Genomic DNA, 23,268 nt, shown 5'->3' with positions numbered 1-23,268 from the left:
CTCAGTGAAGCGACCCCCCTGGGATTAATCCAACTCATAATGTGCATCATTCATCATGCACCGTGTGCATGACGTGGGTGTCAGTTGCGGCGGTCCCCGTTGCGCCCGGCGGCCTGCACCTCGATCCGGCCCCACCGGCGCAGCGCCGCGTCGCTCTCGGTCAGCCGCGCCGAGAGCACCGCAATGATCGTCTCCACCGCCCGGGCGCTCACCATCTCGTGGTGATCGCAGTCGAGCCGGTACTGGTGGATCTCCCCGGCGATCACGTTGTGCCAGGCCGCCACCGCCGGAACCGGGGCCTCCGAGCGGGCCGCGGTGAAGAACAACGCGTCCCCGTCGAAGGTGTCCGGTTCGTGCCGCCGCGCGGCGCGGGCGGTGTCGGTCGACCCGGCGTGCAACCGTTCGAGGTGCGCGGCGGTCAATCCGGTGCCGCCGCCGAACGCCTCGTCGAGCACCGCGGCGGCGTGCTCGAAGCTCGGCTCGCCGTCGTCGACGGGAAGCCCGAGATCGCGCAGCATGTCGCGGGTGCCGACGGCCGGGGACGCCCCGACCACCAGGTGGCTGTCCAGCAGCGCGAGGGTGTCGACGATCTCCCCGGCGCGGCGCAGTTCGACGGCGACGGCGTGCGCGACCACCCCGCCGAGCGACCAACCCAGCAGGTGGTACGGGCCGTGCGGCTGCACCCGGCGGATCTCCCGCACGTAGTGGCGGGCCAGCGCGGTGATGGTGTCGTGCCGCGGACCACCGGACAGCGCCGGCAACTGCAGTCCGTAGACGGGCCGGTCGTCGTCGAGCCGGTGCGCGAGGGTGCTGTACGGCCAGGCCAGCCCCGCGGCGGGATGGATGCAGAACAGCGCGGTGCCGGTGCCGGGGCGCAGCGGCACGAGCACCCGGAACGCCTCGTCGATCCCGCTGCTCGCCTCGGACTCGCCGCTGCTCAGGTGCGCGGCGAGTTCCGCCGGGGTCGGGTGCGTGAAGATCGACGCGATCGGCACCCGCCGCCCGAGTCGTTCCCCGAGTGCCGGCAGCAGCCGGGTGGCCAGCAGCGAGGTGCCCCCGAGATCGAAGAAGTCGTCGTCGACCCCGACCCGGTCGAGACCGAGATGCTCGGCGAACAGGTCGGTGACGAGCTTGTCGAGGTCGGTACCCGGTGCCCGGTAGTCTCCGGCCGGGGCGGTGAAAACGGGGGCGGGCAGCGCGGCGCGATCGAGTTTGCCGGCCGGGGTGAGCGGGATGTCGTCGAGCACGGTGATCACCGCCGGCACCATGTGCGGCGGAAGATGCTGCGCGATGAAGGTTTTCACCTCGGCGGCGGTGACATCGGCATTCGGGGTCAGGCGCAGGTAGGACACCGGCACCGCCTGACCGGACGGGGCGGTGTGGCCGAGGGTGTGGGCGAAGACCACCTGCGGGTGCGCGGCCAGTGCCGCGTCGATCTCGCCGAGTTCGACGCGGAAGCCGCGGATCTTGACCTGGAAGTCGGTGCGGCCGACGTAGTCGAGGCGATGATCGGCGGTCCACCGCACCAGATCCCCCGTGCGGTACATCCGCTCCCCCGAGCCGGTGGGGTCGGGCACGAACCGGGCGGCGGTCAGCGCGGGCCGGTCGTGGTAGCCGCGGGCCAGACCCGGCCCGGCGACATACAGTTCCCCGGCCACCCCGACGGGCACGGGCTGGAGCCGTCCGTCGAGGACCAGCGCGCGGAAGCCGCGGCTGGGGGTGCCGATGGTGACGGGCTCACCGATGGTGAGCGGGTCGCCGAGGGAGGTCATGATCGTCGCCTCGGTGGGACCGTAGGCGTCGATCACCCGCCGCGACGCCGCCCAGCGTGCCACCAGCTCCGGGGGCAGTGCTTCGCCGGCGACGAGCAGGGTGTGCAGCTCGGGGACGGTGTCCGGATCCAGCGAGGCCAACGCGGTGGGGGTGATGAAGGCGTGGCTGACCCGCTGCGCACGCAGCACCGCGGCGAGCTCGTCGCCGCCGTAGACGTGCGGCGGCACGACCACCAGCGTCGCCGCCGCGCACAGCGCCATCATCTGCTCGAAGATCGACGCGTCGAAGCTCGGCGACGCCAGATGCGACACCCGGGCCGCGGCGGTGACCTGCAGCCGCTCCCGTTCCTCCCGGGCCAGGGAGGCCAGGCCGCGGTGGGTGACCGCCACGCCCTTGGGGCGGCCGGTGGAGCCGGAGGTGTAGATCAGGTAGGCCGGATGATCCGGGCGCAGCACCGTCGGCCGGTTCGCGTCGTCGATCGCTGCGACCGGCCCGTCGGTGAGGTCGATCTCGTCGAGGACGAGCCAGTCCACCTCGTCGGGCAGCGCAGCGCGGTGCGCGGCGACGGTGATGCCGATGCGGGCGGCGCTGTCGTCGAGCATGAAGGCGATGCGGTCGGCCGGATAGGTGGGGTCGACCGGCACGAACGCCGCGCCGCTGCGCACCGTCGCCCACACCGCGGTGACCGATTCGAGCGAGCGCGGGATCGCCAGGGCGACGACCTGTTCGGGTCCGGCGCCGCGGTCGAGCAGGTGCCGTGCGAGCCGGTGCGCGCGGGCGTCGAGTTCGCGGTAGGTGAGCTGTCGGTCGCCGTCGACGACCGCGACGGCATCCGGGGCGGCGGCGACGGCGGTGTCGAGCAGCTGCGGCCACAGCACCGCCGGTTCGGCCTGCGGTCCGATCGCGGGCACCAGGGCGGTGTGTTCGGCGGCGGTGAGCAGGTCGAGATCGCCGACGGGGCGGTGCGGGTCGGCGGCGATCGCGTGCAGCAGCCGGCCGAACCGGTCGGCGAAGCCCCGCACCGTCTCGGCGTCGAACAGGTCGGTGGCGTAGACGAAAGCGGCGTCGAGACCACCCTCGGTGTTCTCCCCGACGAGCAGTTCGAGGTCGAAGTTGCACACCGTCGGGTCGAGGGCGACGCCCTGCACACTCAGGTGCGGCAGCTCCACCGCGGGCAGCTCGGCGGTGTGGAATTCGATCGAGACCTGGAACAGCGGCGAGTGCGCGGTCGAGCGGGTCGGGGCGAGCGCGTCGACGACCCGGTCGAAGGGCAGATCCGCGTGCGCGAAGGCATCGAGGTCGCTGTCGGTGACGGCGGCGAGCAGCTCGGTGAACGACTGCTCGGCGGGCACCGCGGTGCGCAGCACGACGGTGTTGACGAACATGCCCACCAGATCGTCGAGGGCCCGGTGCCCGCGACCGGCGACCGGGGAACCGACGGCGATGTCGTCGCTGCCGGACAGCCGCGCGAGCAGCACCGCGAACGCCGCGTGCACGGTCATGAACACGGTGCTGCGCCGTGCGGCGGCGAATTGCTGCAGCCGGGCGAGCAGATCGGCGTCGACGGTGAAGCGGGTGATGTCGCCGCGGAAGGACTGCTGCGGTGGCCGGGGCCGGTCGGTGGGCAGCGGCAGCACCTCCGGCAGCCCCGCGAGGCGCTGCTGCCAGTAGGCGGTCTGGTCGGCGGCGAGGGTGCCGGGGCCGTCCGGGTCGCCGAGCCGGTCGAGCTGCCACAGGGTGTAGTCGGCGTACTGCACCGGCAGCGGCCCGAACGCCGGGGTCTCCCCGCGGCTGCGGGCGGCGTAGGCGATCATCAGGTCGCGGGCGAGCGGGCCGGTGGAGCCGCCGTCGGCGGCGATGTGGTGCACCACCAGCACGGCGAGATGGTCGTCGCGGCCGAAGGCGAACACCCGCGCCCGCACCGGGATGTCGACGGTGACGTCGAATCCGGCGCCGAGGAAATCGGCGATGGCGGTGTGCACGGTGTCCTCCCCGGCGGGCACCACGTCCAGCGGCAGCGGGGCGTCGGCGGCGGCGAGGATCCGCTGGTGCGGTCCGGCCGCCGAGGCCGGGTAGACGGTGCGCAGGCTCTCGTGCCGGGCCAGCACGTCGTGCAGGGCGGCGCCGAGCGCGGCCGGGGACAGATGCCCGGACAACCGGATGGCCAGGGGGATGTTGTAGGCGGCGGAGGTCGGGTCGAACTGGTTGATGAACCACAGTCGCTGCTGCGCCGGCGAGAGCGGAATGTGTGCGGGGCGCGGTGCGGCGACCGGGCCGGAGGTGGTGCCGGCGGCGGGTTCCTCGCTCTCGGGGGCGGGTCGGTCGTCGAGATGCGCGGCGAGCGCGGCGACGGTGGGGGCTTCGAACAGGGCGCGTACCGGCACGGGCCGGCCGAGCCGGTCGCCGAGGCGGGCGACGGCGCGGGTGGCGAGCAGCGAATTGCCGCCGAGGTCGAAGAAGTTGTCGTCGACGCCGAGCCGGTCGAGGCCGAGCACGTCGGCGAGTTCGTCGGCGACGAGCGACTCGAGCGGGTCGGTGGGTGCCGGGCGGTCGCCGGTGCCGGCGGTCAGCTCCGGTGCCGGCAGGGCGGCGCGGTCGAGTTTGCCGACCGGGGTCAGCGGGATCTCGTCGAGCACACTGACCACGGTGGGCACCATGTGCGCCGGAAGACGCTCGGCGACATGGGTTTTCACCGCGGCGGGGTCGATGTCGGCGCCGGGCACCGGGTGCAGGTGGGCGACGAGGACCGTCTCCCCGCTCGGCGCGCGGTGCGCGACGGTGGCGGCGAACCCGACGGCCGGGTGGGCGGCGAGCACGGCGTCGATCTCGCCGAGTTCGACGCGGAAGCCGCGGATCTTGATCTGGAAGTCGCTGCGCCCGACATAGTCGATGCGCAGATCCCGCCGGTCGAGGTCACCGACCCAGCGCACCAGATCCCCGGTGCGGTACATGCGTTCGCCGGGGGCGCCGTAGGGGTCGGCGACGAACCGGGCGGCGGTCAGCGCGGGCCGGGCGTGATAGCCGCGGGCCAGGCCCCAGCCGGCGAGATACAGCTCGCCGACGGCGCCGAACGGCACCGGCCGCAGCGCGGTGTCGAGGACGACGGCGTGCACCCCGCGCAGCGGACCACCGAGTGTGAGTGGGTCGTCGACCCCCAGGGGGTCGCTGATCGCGGCCATGATGGTCGTTTCGGTGGGTCCGTAGGCGTCGACGAGACGCCGCCCGGGCGCCCAGGTGGCCTGCAGATCGGCCGGCCACGCCTCCCCACCGACCGCGAGATCGGTGAAGGCGGTCAGATCCGCCGGATCGAGGGAGGCGAGCGCGGCGGGGGTGATGAACCCGTGGGTGACCCGCTGCTCGCGCAGCAGCGCGCCGAGTTCGGCGCCGCCGACGATGTGCGGGGGCACGACCACCAGCTCGGCGCCGGACCCGAACGCGAGGAGGTATTCGAAGATCGACGCGTCGAAGCTCGGCGACGAGACGTGCATGACCCGCGCGCCGGGACCGGCGTGGAAGCGGCCGCGCTGATCGCGGGCGAAGTTCTCCAGGCTGCGGTGGGTGGTGAGCACACCCTTGGGCCGGCCGGTCGAGCCGGAGGTGTAGATCAGGTAGGCGGGGTGATCGAGCCGCAGCGCGACGGGGCGGTCGGTGTCGTCGATCGTGGCGGTGCTCTCCCCCGCGGCGTCGCGGTCGAGGTCGTCGAGCAGCAGCCACGGCACCGTGTCCGGGAGCTGGTCGCGGTGCGCGGTGGTGGTCAGGCCGACGGTGGCGCCGCAGTCGTCGAGCATGAACGCGACGCGTTCGGCCGGATAGCGCGGGTCGACGGGCACGAACGCCGCGCCGGTCTTGGTGATCGCCCACATCGCGGTCACCGACTCGACGGAGCGGGCGATGCCGACGGCGACGAAGGTTTCCGGGCCGGCGCCGTGGCGCAGCAGCACCCGCGCCAGCCGGGTGGAGCGTTCGTCGAGGTCGCGGTAGGTCAGCACCCGTTCCCCGTCGCGCAGCGCCGGCTGATCCGGGTGTGCGGCGGCGGTCGCGGCCAGCAGGTGCGGCAGGGCGACGTCGCTGCCCCCGGCCGGTCCGTGCACCGGCAGCAGCGCGTCCTGCTCGGCGGTGGTGAGCGCCGGCAGCGCGGTGATCGGGGCGGCCGGGTCGCCGGTCAGGGCGTCGAGCACGGCGGTGATGCGTGTGGCGATCGCGGTGACGGCGTCGCGGTCGAAGACCTCCGGCAGGTACTTCATGCGCAGGTGCACCGCGGTGTCGGTGTGCACGACCACCGACAGCGGGTAGTGCGCGGCGTCGCGGCCGGTGATGTCGGCGACCCGCATGCCACCGAGGTCGGTGTCGCGGTCGAGGCCGGCGCGTTCGACCGGATACGACTCGAAGACGGTGAGGGTGTCGAACCGCACCGCGGCCCCGAGATGCCGGTCGAGGGTGCCCAGGTCGAGATGGTGGTGATCGAGCAGCGCGACCTGTTCGGCCTGCACCCGGTCGACGAGCCCGCCGACGGTGTCGCCGGGCCGCACGGTGATGCGCACCGGGACGGTGTTGATGAACAACCCGACCATCGCCTCGATGCCGGGGATCTGCGGCGGCCGCCCGGAGACGGTCGCGCCGAACACCACGTCGGTGCGGCCGGTGAGCGCGCCGAGCACCACACCCCAGGCGGTCTGCACCAGGGTGTTGACGGTGACGCCGCGGGCGGTGGCGGTGTCGTGCAGCCGCACCGACAGGCCGGTGTCCAGGTCCAGGTCGAGGTCCTCGGAGATCCCGGCGGTGGTGCCGGGTCGGTGCTGCGGGGCGAGCAGGGTCGGCTCGTCCACCCCCGCGAGGGCGCGGCGGTAGGCGTCGAGAGAGGCCTGCGGGTCAAGGTCGGCGAGCCAGGTGAGGTAGCTGCCGTAGTGCGGTGCCGGCGGCAGTGCCCGCTGGTCCGCGTCGGTGGCGTAGAGCATCAACAGTTCCCGGATCAGCACCGGGGTGGACCAGCCGTCGAGCAGCAGATGATGATTCGTCAACGCCAGCAGGTGCCGGCCCGGGCCGGTGTGCACGACGGTCGCGCGCAGCAGCGGCGCGGTCTCGGTGTCGAAGCGGGTGCGCCGATCGAGGGCGAGCAGCTGCGCGGCGGCGTCGTCGGGGTCGGGGTCGTCGCTGGTGTCGGCGACGGTGAACGGCACCTCCACGTGGGTGGGGATGACCTGCACGTGCCCGTCCCCGGCGGCGGGGAACGCCGCGCGCAACGCCGGATGCCGGTCGAGCAGCAGCTGCAGGGAACGGCGCATCCGGCTCGCGTCGACCTCACCGCGCAGGTCGAGCACGAGCTGCACGATGTAGGCGTCGGGGCGGTCCCCGGCGAGCAGGGCGTGGAAGAGCAGACCGGTCTGCAGCGGCGCGGTCGGCCACACGGTGTCCAGGCGCCCGTAGCGCTGCTCGAGGCGTTCGATGACGTCCTGGTGCAGTCGCACCAGCGGCAGATCCGAGGGGGTCAGGCCCCCGGCGTGCGGGCTGCGGGTGTGCCGGGTCAATGCGGTGGCGGCGGTGGCGAAGTGGTGCGCGAGGGCGGTGACGTCGGCGTCGTCGAGCAGCCCGGCCGGATACGACCAGTGCACCTTGAGCACCGGACCGGTGGGGGTGTCGGCGGTGACGGCGTTGATGTCGAGCACCGCGGCGGCGGGCATGTCCGGGCTCTGCGCCCCACCGCGTGGGAAGCCGTCGATGGGCAGCCAGGGGGTGTCGGTGTCGGTGACCCCGGCGGTGGGGCGGCCGAGATAGTTGAAGCTGACCTGCGGGGCCGGCGCGTGCGCCAGGTCGGCGGCGGTGTCGGGGTCGAGATAGCGCAGCAGCCCGAAGCCGGTGCCGTGGTCGGGGACGGCAGTGAGGTGTTCCTTGACGGTCTTGACGGCGCGACCGGCGGCCGGGCCGGCGGCGAGCGCGTCGTCGAGGTCGATTCCGGTCAGGTCCAGGCGCAGCGGGTGGATGGTGGTGAACCAGCCGACGGTGCCGGACAGGTCGGCGCCGGCGGCGGCGGTGCTGTCGCGGCCGTGCCCTTCGAGGTTGAGCAGCAGCGAGGTCGGGTCGTGGCCGCGGTCGCGGCGCCACGCCGCCACCGCCAGGGCGAGCGCGGTGAGCAGCCCGTGGTCGACGGCGCCGTGGAAGGCGGTGGGCACGGCGGTGAGCAGCGCTTCGGTGACCGAGATGGGCAGTTCGGTGGCGACGGTGGTGACGGTGGCGTTGGTGTCGCGCGCCGGATCGAACATCCGGTGCCCGAGCGGCGGGTTCGGTCCGTCGAGCACTCCGCGCCAGAAGTCGAGTTCGGTGCGGCGCTCGGGGGCGGCGTCGCGCAGGGCGTGGGCCCAGCGGCGCACGCTGGTGCCGGTGTGCGGGGGCAGCAGCGCACCGGTGCCGGCGAGGGCAGCACTGCCGGTCGTAGCGGACGCCCACGCGGCGGCCAGGTCGGGGACGAGGATGCGCCAGGACACCCCGTCGACGGCGAGATGGTGGATGACGATGAGCAACCGGCCGGCTCCGCTGGTGGCGTCGAACCACACCAGTTGCACCACCGCCCCGTTGTGCGGGTCGAGTCGGTCGGCGGCGGCGTCGAGTTCGGTGGCGGCCAGGGCGAAGAAGTCGTCGCTGTCGGCGGCGCTGGTGACCGGCACCCGGTGGATGACGGTGTCGACGTCGACGCTGCCCGGGGCGGGTACGTGCAGCACGTGTCCGCCGGGGGCGTCCGGCGCCGGACGCAGTTGCACGCGCAGCATGTCGTGCCGGTCGAGGACGGCGGTGACGATCGCCCGCAGCGTGGTCGCGTCCAGTCCGGTGGGCAGGCGCAGCAGCAGCGCCTGCGAGTAGCGGCCGATGCTGCCGCCGCGGTCGAGCATCCAGTGCGCGATCGGCGGTAGCGGCATGTCCCCGACCCCGCCGCCGGGCAGCTCGGCGAGGGTCTCGGCGGGGGCGGTGGTGCCGACGACGGCGGCGAGCGCCGCGGGGGTCTTGTGTTCGAACACCTCGCGTGGGGTCAGGTCCAGGCCGGCGGCCTTGGCGCGGGAGACCAGCTGGATGGACATGATCGAATCGCCGCCGAGGGCGAAGAACGAATCGTCCACCCCCACCGTCGGCAGGCCGAGGACCTGGGCGAACAGTTCCACCAGCACCGTTTCGGGGCCGCGCGCCGGGGCGCGGGAGACGGTGGTGCGGGCGGCGAAGTCGGGGGCGGGCAGCGCGCGCCGGTCGAGTTTGCCGGTCGCGGTGACCGGCAGCGTGTCGAGCACCACCAGGGTGGACGGCAGCATGTACGCGGCGAGTTCCCCGGCGGCATGCTCGAGCACCACGTCGACGTCGAGATCGTGGCCGGTCTCGGGCACCACGTAGCCGACGAGACGTTCGGTGCCGGCGGCGTCGTCGGTGTGGACGACGACCACGGCGCGGCCGACACCGGGGGCGCGCAGCAGCGCCGCTTCGATCTCGCCGAGTTCGATGCGGAACCCGCGCAGCTGCACCTGGAAGTCGGCGCGGCCGAGATATTCGATCTCGCCGTCGCGGGTGCGGCGCGCCAGGTCCCCGGTGCGGTAGAGCCGGTCGCCGGGGGCGCCGTGCGGGTCGGCGACGAACCGGGTGGCGGTCAGATCCGGGCGGTGCAGATAGCCGCGGGAGAGTTGGGCGCCGGAGACGTACAGTTCGCCGATCACCCCGGTGGGCACCGGATGCAGCCGGTTGTCGAGGATGTGCAGGCGCAGCGACGGAAGTGGTGGGCCGATCAGGCTCGCCGCGGCGGTGGCGGCGAGGTCGCGGGTGATGGTGCGGGCGGTGACGTGCACGGTGGTCTCGGTGATGCCGTACATGTTCACCAGCGTCGGGGCGGTGTCGTCGTGGCGCCGGTACCAGCGGTCGAGCTGCCCGAAGTCGAGGGCTTCCCCACCGAAGATCACCCGGCGCAGCGCCGGCAGGTCGGTGCCGGCGGCACGGTCGGCGTCGATGAGCTGGTAGAACGCCGTCGGGGTCTGGTTGAGCACGGTGACCCGTTCGCGGCGCAGCAACGCCAGGAACTCCTGCGGGTTGCGGGCGGTGTGGTAGTCGACGACGACGAGCCGGCCACCGTGGGCGAGCGCGCCCCACAGTTCCCACACCGAGAAGTCGAAGGCGTAGGAGTGGAACAACGTCCACACATCGGAGGCGTCGACACCGAGCATCTCGGTGGTGTCGGTGAGCAGGGTGACGACGGTGCGGTGCGGCACCATCACGCCCTTGGGGCGGCCGGTGGACCCGGAGGTGTAGATGACGTACGCCGCCGCATCCGGGTGCACGCGCGGCAATCCGTCACCGCCACCGGGCATCTCGGAAAGGCGGGTGCGCACCGCCGGGTCGTGCAGGTCCACGACCGGTGGGGTGTGCGGGGGCAGGGCGGTGGCGTGTTCGGCGGTGGTGAGCAGGCACACCGGGGCCGCGTCGTCGAACATGTACGCGAGCCGGTCCGGCGGGAACGCCACGTCGATGGGCAGATAGGCGGCGCCGCTGTGCACTACGGCGAGCAGCGCGACGATCAGGTCGGTGCCGCGCGGCAACGCGACCGCGACGAGCCGGTCCGGTCCGGCGCCGTGCTCGACGAGCAGCCGCGCCAGGCGCTGCACCCGGTCGGTGAGTGCGTCGTAGCGCAGCGACCCGTCGGGGGCGGTGACCGCGATCGCGGCCGGGTCCAATCCGGCGCCGCGGGCGTACAGATCGAGCAGGGTCTCTGGGGCCGGGCGCACCGGAGCGGGGGCGGTGGGACGTTCGTCGTCGGTGAGCAGATCGACGTCGCCGATGGGGCGGTGCGGGTCGGCGGTGACCGCGTCGAGCAACCGCACCAGCCGCTGCGCGAACGAGGCGACGGTGTCGGGATCGAACAGATCGGTGGCATAGGTGAACGCCGCCGGCATCCCGCCCGGCTCCCCCACCCCGGCCGGGTCGGTGTCCTGCAGGGTCAGTTGCAGGTCGAACTTGGCGACGGGCAGTTCCGGGTCGAGGGCGTCGACCTCGAGCTCGGGCAGCACCAGATGGGCCTGCTCGGTGTTGCCGTATTCGAGGACCACCTGGAACAGCGGGGACCGGTCGGTCTCGCGGGCCGGGGCGAGCACGTCGACGAGGGTTTCGAAGGGCAGCTCGGTGTGCCCGAAGGCGGCGAGGTCGATCTCGCGGGTGCGGTGCAGGTGGTCGGTGAACGACAGGGCCCCGTCGACGGGGGTGCGCAGCACCACGGTGTTGACGAACATGCCGACCAGGTCGTCGAGGGCGCGGTGGCCGCGACCGGCGACCGGGGAGCCGATGACGATGTCGGATGTGCCGGTCAGGCGGGCCAGCAGCGCCGCGAACGCCGCGTGCGCGGCCATGAACACGGTGGTGTCGTGCTCGGCGGCCAGCGCCTCGAGGCGCCGCTGCACGTCGGCGGGCACGGTGAAGCGGTGCAGGGCGCCGTGGAAGCTGCGCTGGGTGGGGCGCGGCCGGTCGGTGGGCAGCGGCAGCAGTTCGGGGGCGTCGGCGAGGGTGTCGCGCCAGAACCGCAGCTGCGCGGCGGCCAGGGAGGTCGGGTCGTCCGGGTCGCCGAGCAGCCGGCGCTGCCACAGGGCGTAGTCGGCGTACTGCACCGGCAGCGGTGCCCGGTCCGGGTCCGTCCCGCCGGTGCGGGCGGTGTAGGCGAGCATCAGGTCGCGGGCCAGCGGCGCCATCGACGAGCCGTCCGCGGCGATGTGATGCACCACCACCGCCAGGACATGGGCGTGCTCGTCCAGGCGCCACAGCCGCAGCCGCACCGGCACGGCCGCGGCCACGTCGAAACCGGCACCGACGAACTCGCCGAGCTCGGTGGGCAGTTCCTCGGCGGTGACCGGCCGGGCGGTCAGCGCGCCGAGCACCCGGTCGGTGTCGACGACGACCTGGCGGGGACCCTGGTCGTCGCCGGGATACCAGGTGCGCAGGCTCTCGTGCCGGTCGAGCACGTCGCGCACCGCCGCGGTGAGCGCCGCGACGTCGAGGCGGCCGGACAGGCGGATCGCCAGGGGAATGTTGTAGGCGGCGGAGGTGGTGTCGAACTGGTTGACGAACCACATGCGTTGCTGCGCCGGCGACAGCGGTAACCGTTCGGGCCGCTCGGCGGCGACCAGCGGCACCCGCCCGTACCCGCCGTGATCGTCGAGGATCCGTGCGGCGAGCGCCCGCACCGTGGGGGCCTCGAACAGGGCACGGACCCCGGCGTCGGTGCCGAGCGCGGCGTTGAGGCGGGCGACGACGCGGGTAGCGATCAGGGAGTTGCCGCCGAGATCGAAGAAGTTGTCGTCGACGGAGACCTGCGGGTGCCCGAGGACCTCGGCGACGATCTCGGCGACGGTGGCCTCGAGATCGGTGCTCGGGGCGCGGTAGTCGCCGCCGAGCCGCGTCAGATCCGGCACCGGCAGGGCGCGGCGGTCGAGTTTGCCGACCGGGGTCAGCGGCAGCTCGTCGAGCACCACCACCGCGGCGGGCACCATGTGGCCGGGCAGCCGCGCCGCGGCCCAGGCGCGCAGCGCCCGCGGATCGATCTGCGCGGCGGTGGTGTCGGTGGTGTCGGGCAGCACGTAGGACACGAGCACCGTGTCGCCGCTGGGTGCGGTGTGCCCGATGGTGTGCGCGAAGGCGATCGCGTCGTGGGCGGTGAGGGCGGCGTCGATCTCGCCGAGTTCGATGCGGAAACCGCGCACCTTGACCTGGAAGTCGGAGCGGCCCAGATATTCGACGGTGCCGTCGTGCCGCCACCGCACCACATCGCCGGTGCGGTACATGCGTTCACCGGGGGTGCCGTAGGGGTCAGCGACGAACCGGGCGGCGGTCAGGTCGGGGCGGCGATGATAGCCGCGGGCCACCCCCGGCCCGGCGATGTACAGCTCACCCGCCACGCCGACGGGGACGGGCCGCAGCCGGTCGTCGAGGACGGTCTGGTGGAAGCCGACGGCGGGGCCGCCGATGGTGACGGTGTGCCCGGGCCGCAGCTGCGGGCTCACGCTGGTCTCGATGGTGGCCTCGGACGGGCCGTAACCGTTGAACATGCGGCGTCCCGGCGCCCAGCGCGCCACCAGCTCCGGTGGGCAGGCCTCACCGGCGACGACGAGGACCTCGAGGTCGTCGAGCCCGGTGGGGTCGAGGGACGCGAGGGCGGTGGGGGTGATGAAGGCGTGGGTGACCTTCTCCTCGCGCAGCAGCCGGGCGAGTTCGTCGCCGCCGTAGACGTCCGGCGGCACGATCACCAGGGTGGCGCCGGCACAGAACGCCTTGGTGAACTCGAAGATCGACGCGTCGAAGCTCGGCGACGCCAGGTGCGAGACGCGGGCCCGGTGGGTGATGGTGAAGTGGCTGCGCACCTCGGCGTTGAGGTTGGTCATGCCGCGGTGGGTGACCACCACGCCCTTGGGGCGGCCGGTGGAACCGGAGGTGTAGATCAGATAGGCCGGGTGGTCGAAGTGCAGCGGAGCGGTGCGGTCGGCGTCGGTGATCGGCGCGTCGCTCGTCGCGGCGATCCGGGCGGCGACCGCGTCGTCGTCGAGCACCAGCCACGGCACCTGCACCGGCAGTGCGTCGCGGTGCGCGGCGGTGGTGATGCCGAGGGCGGCGGCGCTGTCGGTGAGCATGTAGCTCACCCGCTCCGGCGGGTAGGCGGGGTCGACGGGCACGAACGCCGCGCCGGTCTTGGTGACCGCCCACACCACCGCGACCGAGTCGACCGAGCGGGTCGACGCCAGCGCGACCACCGTTTCCGGCCCGATCCGGTGCTCGTCGACGAGCAGCCGCGCCACGCGGGTGGACCAGGCGTCGAGTTCGGCGTAGGTGACCTGCCGGTCGGCGAAGCGCAGGGCGACCGCGTCGGGCAGGATCGCGGCGATCGAGGTGAGCAGTTCCGGCCACAGCTGCGGGGAGACCGGCGGCAGGCCCCGCGCCGGGGTCAGATCGGCCAGTTCCCGGTCGGTGACGATGTCGATGCTGCCGACCGCGATGTCGGGGGCGGCGGTGATCGCCTCGACGATGCGCACGAACCGGTCGGCGAACGAGGCGACGGTGGCGGGGTCGAACAGGTCGGTGGCGTAGGTGAACGACGCGCGGATGCCGGCGGGGCCGTCGGCGTCGGTGGTCTCGGCGATGGACAGCTGCAGGTCGAACAGCGCCAGCATCGGATCGAGGTCGATCACCCGCACCGACAGATCGGGCAGTTCGATCTCGGGGCGTTCGGTGTCCTGGAATTCGAGCAGCACCTGGAACAGCGGGGTGTAGGCGGTCGAGCGGGGCGGGTCGAGGACCTCGACGAGCCGCTCGAACGGCACCTCGGTGTGCCCGAAGGCGGTCAGGTCGCCGGTGCGGATGCGGTCGAGCAGCGCGGTGAACGGCTCGTCGTCGTCGACCCGGGCGCGCAGCACCACGGTGTTGACGAACATGCCGACCAGATCGTCGAGGGCGCGGTGACCGCGCCCGGCGACGGGGGTGCCGACGACGATGTCGTCGCTGCCCGACAGGCGGGCGAGCAGCACCGTCAGCGCGGCGTGCACCAGCATGAACACCGACGCGTCGTGGGCGCGGGCGATGTCGAGCAGCCGGCGGTGCGCGGCGGCGTCGAGGGTGAACGGGATGCGGGCGCCGCGCCGCGACGGCTGCACCGGGCGGGGCCGGTCCAGCGGAAGTTCGAGCAGTTCCGGGGCGCCGGCGAGGGCTGCGCGCCAGAACCGGAGCTGTTCGGCGGCCAGCGAGGTCGGGTCGGTGTCGTCGCCGAGCACCCGGTGCTGCCAGAGGGTGTAGTCGACGTACTGCACCGGCAGCGGGGTCCACTGCGGGGTCTGCCCGGCGTGGCGGGCGCTGTAGGCGGCGATGACGTCGCGGGCCAGCGGCCCCATGGAGAAACCGTCGGCGGCGATGTGATGGGCGACGAGGACGAGCACGTGTTCGTCCTCGGTCAGGGCGAGCACCCGGATGCGGATGGGGATCTCGGTGGCCACATCGAATCCGGCGGCGAGGATCGGGGTGAGTTCGGTGTCGAGGTCGGTGCCGTCGTCGACGGTGAGCACCGCCAGATCAGGGACGGCGGCGCCGGCGGGCACCACGACCTGCACGGGCCCGTCGTCGGTGAGCGGATAGCGGGTGCGCAGCGACTCGTGCCGGGCGACGACGTCGCCGATGGCGTGTTTCAGCGCCGCCTGGTCGAGCCGGCCGGTCAGGCGCAGCGCGACGGCGATGTTGTAGGCCGGGGAGGTGGTGTCGAACTGGTTGATGAACCACATCCGCTGCTGCGCCGGGGACAGCGGGACCGGGTCGGGGCGCGGCCCGGCCACCGGGGCGCCGCGCCCGGCGCCGGCGCGGTCGGGCTGGTCGAGGTGCGCGGCGAGATCGGCGACGACCGGATGGTCGAAGATCTCCCGGATGCCGAGCTCCCCGCCGGTGTCCGCGGCGAACCGGGCGGCGGCGCGCATCGCGAGCAGGGAGGTGCCGCCGAGGTCGAGGAAGTGGTCGTCGGCGCCGACCCGGTCGACGCCGAGCAGGTCGGCGAAGACGGTGGCGACGAGCTGTTCGGTGGGGGTACGCGGTGCCCGGTAGCCACCGGCGGCGGTCGGTGCCGGCGGGGCGGGCAGCGCGTTGCGGTCGAGTTTGCCGTTGGGGCCGACCGGCAGCGCGTCGAGGACGATCAGGGCGGCGGGCACCATGTAGTCCGGCAGCTGCGCGGCGAGATCGGCGGTGACCGCGGCGGTGTCGATGCTGCGGCCCGGGGTGGGCACGAGATAGCCGGTGAGCCGGTCGTCGGCGCCGTGGTGGACGAGCACCACCGCCTGCCCGATCTCGTCGCGGGCGCGCAGCACCTGCTCGATCTCGCCGAGCTCGATGCGCAGACCACGGATCTTGACCTGGAAGTCGGTGCGCCCCAAGTACATCAGGGCACCGTCGGCGCGGCGGGTGGCCAGATCCCCGGTGCGGTACATCCGCTCCCCCGGCGCCCCGAACGGATCGGCGACGAACCGGTCGGCGCTCAGCGCGGGGCGGTCGAGATAGCCGCGGGCGAGCTGGATGCCGGCCAGATACAGTTCGCCGGCGGCGCCGGCGGGCACCGGATGCAGCCGCGCGTCGAGCACGTAGGTGCGGGTGTTCCACACCGGCAGCCCGATCGGCACCGATCCGTGGTCGGTGTCGGTGGTGGTCCAGGCGGTGACGTCCACCGCGGCCTCGGTGGGCCCGTACAGATTGTGCAGGGCGGTGTGCGGCAGCGCCGCGCGCAGTGCGGTGGTGGTCTCGGCGGGCAGCGCCTCCCCCGACGCGAACACGTGCCGCAACACGAGCGGCTCCCGGTCGCGGCCGTGCAGGGCGTCGACGAACACCGCGAGCATCGACGGCACGAAATGCGCCACGGTGACCTGCTCCTCGGCGAACAGCCGCAGCAGATAACCGGGATCGCGGTGCCCGCCCGGGGCGGCGACGGCGAGGCGCGCCCCGACCTGCAGCGGCCAGAAGAACTCCCACACCGACACATCGAAGGTGGCGGGGGTCTTCTGCACCACCGTGTCCTCGGCGGTCAGCGGATAGGTGTGCTGCATCCAGCGCAACCGGTTGACGATCGCGGCGTGCGGCACCGCCACGCCCTTGGGGCGGCCGGTGGAGCCGGAGGTGAAGATCACATAGGCGAGATGCGCGCCGCTCGGCTCCGGCCGATCCGCCGCCGTCAGGGCCGCCGGGGATTCGTCGTCGAGGTCGAGCCGGTCGATGCGCAGCACCTCGGCGCCGGTGTCCGGCAGGGCGTCGGCGACGTCGCTGGTGGTGAGCACCGCGATCGGCGCGGCGGTGTCGAGGACGTAGCGCAGTCGCTCGGCGGGATGCTCCGGGTCGAGCGGCAGATAGGCGGCGCCGCTCTTGACGATCGCGTACATGCCGACGAGCAGATCCAGCGAGCGCGGCGCGGCGAGGGCGATCACCCGGTCCGGTCCGGCGCCCGCGCGCAGCAGCCGCCGCGCGAGCCGGTTGGTGACCGCGTCGAATTCGGCGTAGCCGAGGGTGCGGCCGTCGACGGTGACGGCCGGGGCGTGCGGGGTCGCGGCGACCTGCGCGGCGAACAGTTCCCCGAGGGTGGTGGCGGGACCGGCGTCGGCGGCGGTGGCGTTCCACGTGTCGAGCACGGTGCGGCGTTCGTCGGCGGTGAGCAGATCCACGTCGCCGACCGGCACCGCCGGATCGGCGGTGACCGTCTCGAGCAGCCGCACGAGGCGCTGCCCGATCGCGGCGGCGGTGGCGGGATCGAACAGGTCGGTGGCGTAGGACAGCGCGCCGCGCAGCGCGTGGGTGCGGCCGTCGCTGTCGGCGACCGCCCCGAGCTGCAGGTGCAGGTCGAACTTGGTGGTGTGCGTGTCGATCTCGGCGATGTCGACGTCCAGGCCGGGCAGGGTCAGGTGCGCGCCGGTGGTGTCGGCGAAGGCGAGCATCACCTGGAACAGCGGCGAATAGGCCGCCGAGCGGGCCGGCACCACGGCGTCGACGAGCCGGTCGAACGGCAGATCGGTGTGCGCGAAGGCCGCCAGGTCGGTGTCGCGCACCGCGGCGAGGAACTCCGCGAAGGACAGGTCGGCGGGCACCGCGGTGCGCAGCGCGACGGTGTTGACGAACATACCGACCAGGTCGTCGAGGTGGCGGTGGCTGCGCCCGGCGACGGGGGTGCCGACGACGATGTCGTCGCCGCCGGACAGGCGGGCGAGCAGCACCGCGAGGGCGGCGTGCACGACCATGAACTCGGTGGCGGTGTGGGCGTGGGCGAGCTGCCGGATCCGCCCGTACAGCTCCGGGGCGATCTCGACGTCGACGCTCGCACCGCGGAAGGACTGCTGCGGGGGGCGCGGCCGGTCGGTGGGCAACGCCAGCAGATCGGGGGCGCCGGCGAGGATCTCGTGCCAGTACTCGAGCTGCCGGGCGGCGCGGGAGGCCGGGTCGTCGACGTCGCCGAGCAGATCCGCGAACCACAGGGTGTAGTCGGCGTACTGCAGCGGCAGCGGCGCCCAGTCCGGGGCGCTGCCGACGGCGCGCGCGGCGTAGGCGGTGACCAGATCCCGCGACAGCGGCGCCAGCGACGCGCCGTCGGCGGCGATGTGGTGCACCACCACGGCGAGCACGTGCTCGTCGTCGGCGACGCGGAACAGCCGCATCCGCAGCGGCGGGTCGACGGTGACATCGAAACCGGCCGCGACCACCGCGGCGACGTCCGCGTCGAGATCGGCGGTGGCGGTGGGGGTCAGGTCCAGGGCGAGCGCGTCGACGGGCAGCACCTGCTGGATCGGCCCGGCCGGGGTGGCCGGGTAGACGGTGCGCAGCGCCTCGTGCCGGTCGAGCACATCGCGGGTCGCGGCGACCAGCGCCGCGTGGTCGAGGGCGCCGCGCAGCCGCAACGCGACCGGGATGTTGTAGGCGGCCGAGGACGGGTCGAGCTGGTCGACGAACCACAGGCGCTGCTGGGCGGCGGAGACCGGGATGCGGTCCGGGCGCGGCAGCACCGGCGCCGGGGCGGGCCGGTCGACGTCGTCGCCGGCGGGCAGGTTCGCCGCCAGCGCCCGCACGGTGGGGGCCTCGAACAGCGACCGCACCCCCAGATCGGTGCCGAAGGCGTCGTTGATGCGGGAGATCACCCGGGTGGCGACCAGCGAGTTGCCGCCGAGCTCGAAGAAGCTGTCGTCGGCGCCGACCTCGGCGACACCGAGCTGGTCGGCGAAGATCGCGGCCAGCGCGGTCTCGGTGGGCGACATCGCCGCCGCCCCGCCGGCACCGGCGAAGACCGGTTCGGGCAGTGCCTTGCGGTCGAGTTTGCCGACGGCGGTCAGCGGGATCTCGTCGAGCACCATGATCGCGGCGGGCACCATGTGGGCGGGCAGCCGCGCCGCCAGCGCCGCGGACAGCTGCTCCGGGTCGAGGGTGCAACCGGCGTCGGGCAGCACGTAGGACACGAGCATCTGTTCCCCGGAGGGTGCGGCGCGGCCGAGGGTGACGGCGAAGGCGACGTCCGGGCGGTCGCTCAGGGCGGCGTCGATCTCGCCGAGTTCGATGCGGAACCCGCGGATCTTGACCTGGAAGTCGGAGCGGCCGAGATATTCGACGGTCACCGAACGGGCGGGACGGTGCGGGTCGCGGACCCGCCAGCGGGTGACGTCGCCGGTGCGGTACATGCGGGAGCCGGGCGGGCCGAAGGGGTCGGCGACGAAGCGGGTCGCGGTCAGGCCGGGCCGGTCGTGATAGCCGCGGGTGACGCCGGGGCCGGCGATGTACAGCTCCCCGGCGACCCCGACCGGCACCGGATGCAGCCGCCCGTCGAGGATCAGCTCGTCGATGCCGCACACCGGGTGGCCGATGGTGACGGTCTCCCCCGGCACCAGCATGTCGGTGATGTTGCAGACGATGGTGGTCTCGGTGGGCCCGTACGCGTTGTACATCCGCCGCCCGGGTGCCCAGCGCGCCACCAGTTCCGGCGGGCACGCCTCCCCTGCGACGGTGACCGCCTCACATTCGACGCCGGTCGGGTCCACCGACGCCAGCGCCGCCGGGGTGGAGAACAGGTGGGTGACCCGTTCGCGGCGCAGCAGCGCCGCCAGTTCGCCGCCGCCGTAGATGTGGGCGGGCACCACCACGAGGGTCGCACCGATACCGAAGGCGGTCATGTACTCGAAGATCGACGCGTCGAAGCTCGGCGAGGAGAAGTGCGACACCCGCGCCGCCGGAGGCGGGGCCAGGCGGGTGTGCAGGGTCGCCGACAGGTTCGCCAGGCCGCGGTGCGGCACCACCACGCCCTTGGGGCGGCCGGTGGAGCCGGAGGTGTAGATCAGGTAGGCGGGATGGTCGAACAGCAGCGTGCCCGGCCGGTCGTCGTCGGTGACCGGCTCATCACCGGCCTGCGCGATCCGTGCGTCGAGATCCGGATCGTCGAGGACGAGCCAGGGCACCGTGCCGGGCAGCTCGTCGCGGTGCGCGGCGGTGGTCAGGCCCAGGATCGCCCCGGAGTCGGTGAGCATGTACTCGATGCGTTCGGCCGGATACTTCGGGTCGACGGGCACGAAGGCGGCCCCGGACTTGGCGACCGCCCAGATCACCGCCACCGATTCGAGGGAGCGGGCGATGCCGACGGCGACGAAGGTCTCCGGTCCGGCCCCGGCGTCGATGAGGACGCGGGCGAGCCGGTTGGACCAGGTGTCGAGTTCGCCGTAGGTCATGCGCCGGTCCTCGCATACCACCGCCTCGGTGTCCGGCACGACCGCGGCGACCGCGCACAGGATCTCCGGCAGGGTCTGCGCGGAGCGCGCCGGGTCGCCGTGCGCCGGGACCAGCCCGGCGACCTCGTCGCCGCCGACGAACGGCAGATCCCCCGTGGGCAGGTGCGGGTCGGTGAGCGCCGCGGTCAGGGCGCGGCCGAGTCGCCGGCCGGTGGTGGTGGCGGTGTGCGCGTCCACCTGCTCGGGCCGGTAGCCGGTGCGGATCTGCAAGGTGGTGCCGGTGGTGTCGATCGCCACGCGCAGCACCGCCTCCGCAGGGGCGGGGGTCGGGTCGTCGAGGGCGAGCACCACCGGGCAGGCGGGCCCGAGGGCGGCGAGCACGGCCGGGTCGACGTCGGTGTGGGCGGACAGATCCGCGTCGAGGGTGCGCACGCGCCGCACCAACTCGGCGAAGGGTTCGGCCGGGTCCACGACGACGCGCAGCGGCAGCACCCGCCCGTCGCGGGCCACCCCGACGAGGACGTCGTCGTGGCCGGTCAGCCGGGCGGTGAGCGCCGCCGTGGCGGCGTGCAGCACCGCGGCGACGGTGGTGTCCGGGGCGCCCCCCTCGGTGGTGGCGAAGCGCGCGGCGAGCGCCGCGGCGGTGACCGCCAGGCGGTCCTGGGCGTCGATGGGTGTGTCGTCGGTGGGTGCGGTGACCGGGCGGGGCAGTTCGAGTCGTTCGGGGGCGTCGGCGAGGCGTTCGCGCCAGAAACCGGCGGCGGCCGCGGCGCGGCGGCGCTGCTCGCCGAGTGTCACGCTGGCCGGATGGATCGCGGCGACCATACGGTCGGGGGCGCTGCGCAGGAAGTCGTCGAGCAGTTCGACGAACCGGTCGTGGTGGGTGCGCAGTTCGTCCTCGTCGTAGCGGTGGGGGTTGCCGCGGAAGTCGAGGAAGGTCCGGGCCGGGTCGCCGCTCTGATAGATGTTGACCAACAGGTCCTCGACGGGACCGGAGGTCATGATGTGGAATTCGCCGCGGATGGCGCCGAGCACGATCTCCTGCCGGAACAGCATGACGTTGACCATCGGCCCGGCATAGCGATACGGATCGCCGGCCGCGCCGGTCTCGCGGCGGATGTCCTCGAGGCTGAACCGCTGGTGCCGCAGCGCCCCGGTGAGTTCGAGCTGCACCCGCCGCACCAGCTCGGTGCGGGTGTCGCCCGGTTCGAGGAAGATGTGCAGCGGCGCGGTGTTGACGAGCATGCCGCCGGAGCGGCGGGCCATCGCGGTGGTGCGGGCGAAGACCGGCAGGTTGATCATCACGTCGTCGCGGCCGGTCATCCGCGCCAGATAGCACGCGAATGCCGCGATCACCGCCGCCGTCGACGACAGTCCCGGCTCGTCGTCCACTGCGGTCAGCGCGTCGACGAGCTCGTCGGGGAGGGTGTGGCTCGACAGCAGCGACACCGCCGCGGTGGGGGCGTCGCGTTGCGCGAGGGTCGAGCCGTCCTCGAGTCCGGCGACCCGCTCGATCCAGTAGTCGCGGTCGGTGCGGTAGCGCTCGGAGGTGCGGTAGTCGCGGTCCCAGTCGTACAGGGCGCGCAGGTCGGCGGCCTTGGACGGCTCCGCCTCGCGGCCTTCGATCGCCGCGGTGTACAGCGCGGCGATGCGGTTGACCATGGTCATCGCCGCGAATCCGTCGAGGGCGACGTGGTGGATGCGGGCGTACCAGAGGAACCGGTCGTCGGCGATCTGCAGGATCGTCATGTTCACCAGCAGGTCGTTCGCCAGATCCACCGGGGTGGCGTAGTCGGCGGTCATCCACTCGTGCGCCGCCGCCATCGGATCGGGTGCGCCGCGGAAGTCGAGCAGCCGGATCTCGTTGCGGTCCTCGACGGTGGGGTCGACGTACTGGACGGGTTCGCCGTCGACGTCGACGACCCGCAGATAGGCGGACTGGAACTCGGCACCGGCGCGATATCCGCAGCGACGCAGCAGATCCAGGTCCGGGGCGCCGCGCAGATCCACATACTGCGCGATGCACACGGGTACCTCGGGTGCGAGCTGCTGCGCGAACCAGATGGCCCGTTGCGCGGACGACAGCGGGAAAGCGCCGGCCGGTATCTGCGGACGAAGGTGTCGCAGCGACATGTCCCCTCCGAAAGCGATGTTGTTGGCCGTGATCGGCGTGTGTCCCCCGACATCGCGTGCAGGGGCCGACCCCGGTGCCGCTGGGCGTGCGGCGCCGCGATCGGACCCCCGTTCGATCGTGTGATCCCGTGTGACAGGGACCACACAACAAGCTAGACCACCTGTGCGACCGGTACGACCGGATTGCGGCGACGACCGCACCACCACCGGCCGATGCGCCCCGGAGGCCGTGCCCGTGCCGCGGCAGGACCGGTACGGCACCGCGGGTGACCTCGGAAATCGTTCCCGCGCAGGGGATCAGTCGCGTTTCGATAACGTTTTCCCCGACCGCCGGGAGGAATGCCCTGTTCGTGACCGGAGTGACGAATGAGGTCGGCGTCGAAGCAGGATCGGGCTCGCCGGAAACGCCCCGAAACCGGATAGGTGTCCTTATTCTCGAAGCGGCCGTCACCTTCGTGCCTCCGTGCCGCGACCGGTGCGTGACCGGATCGCGACCGGATCGTCTCGTCCCGCCTGCTCGACCCGATTCGAAGGAGCCCGAGATGTTGCGTCGCCGATCCGCCCCGCTCGTCACCGCCCTGCTCGCCGCCGCCCTGCTCGCGGCCCCCGCTCAGGCCGCCGCCGACACCGCCCCGCCGGGGGCGCCTCTCGACCAGTTGCGTGCGGAGGTCGCCGACTCGCCCGAGACCCTCGCCGCGCTCGAACGGCTCGTCGCCGATTCCGGCTCGGCGAATCCGTTCGAGCCGCCGCCGAAGAACATCCCGCAGCCGTTCTCGGCGCCCGCGCCCACCGTCGGCCCGGGCTGCGGCGGCGGTGTCGTGCCGTTCGCGATGACCACCGCCTGGGTGCATCCCGGCCCGCACGGTCAGGTGCCGTTCGGCTCGATCGAGGTGTTCGTCGAACCCACCGCCGGCGCGCCGGTGACCGCCTCGGACCTGAAGTTCGTGTGGATCAACATGGAGAACATCCGGGCCGGGGTCGCCACCCTCGACAACAACGGCGGCGGGCTGCAGTCGACGGTGATCGACAGTGGCCCCGGCGCGGTGCTCGGCGCCCTGTTCGGTTCGCTGCAGTACGCCAACGGCGCGTTCTGCCAGGTCGTCTACACCATGGGCGGCTTCTTCGCCTGAGCCTGTGCTCCCGAGCGTGT

General features: G+C 73.2%; 2 protein-coding genes. One reads left to right on the top strand and one right to left on the bottom strand.

What is annotated here, in order from left to right:
* Window positions 1–80: 80 nt before the first annotated feature.
* The gene (locus AC0LPE_RS12870; RefSeq protein WP_490604607.1) at window positions 81–22,118 is read right to left on the bottom strand and encodes a non-ribosomal peptide synthase/polyketide synthase; all 22,038 of its coding nucleotides are present in this window, start codon (window positions 22,116–22,118) and stop codon (window positions 81–83) included.
* Between the two features lie 542 nt (window positions 22,119–22,660).
* On the opposite strand from AC0LPE_RS12870, the gene AC0LPE_RS12865 reads away from it, so the two are divergent.
* Window positions 22,661–23,248, top strand: a complete 588-nt coding sequence (locus AC0LPE_RS12865; protein WP_490604606.1) for a hypothetical protein — start codon at window positions 22,661–22,663, stop codon at window positions 23,246–23,248.
* The last annotated feature ends 20 nt before the right edge of the window (window positions 23,249–23,268 follow it).

The organism is Rhodococcus sp. S3 (assembly GCF_058211795.1).
Note: the sequence above shows the minus strand (reverse complement) of the source record. Positions and strands in the feature narration are given on the sequence as shown.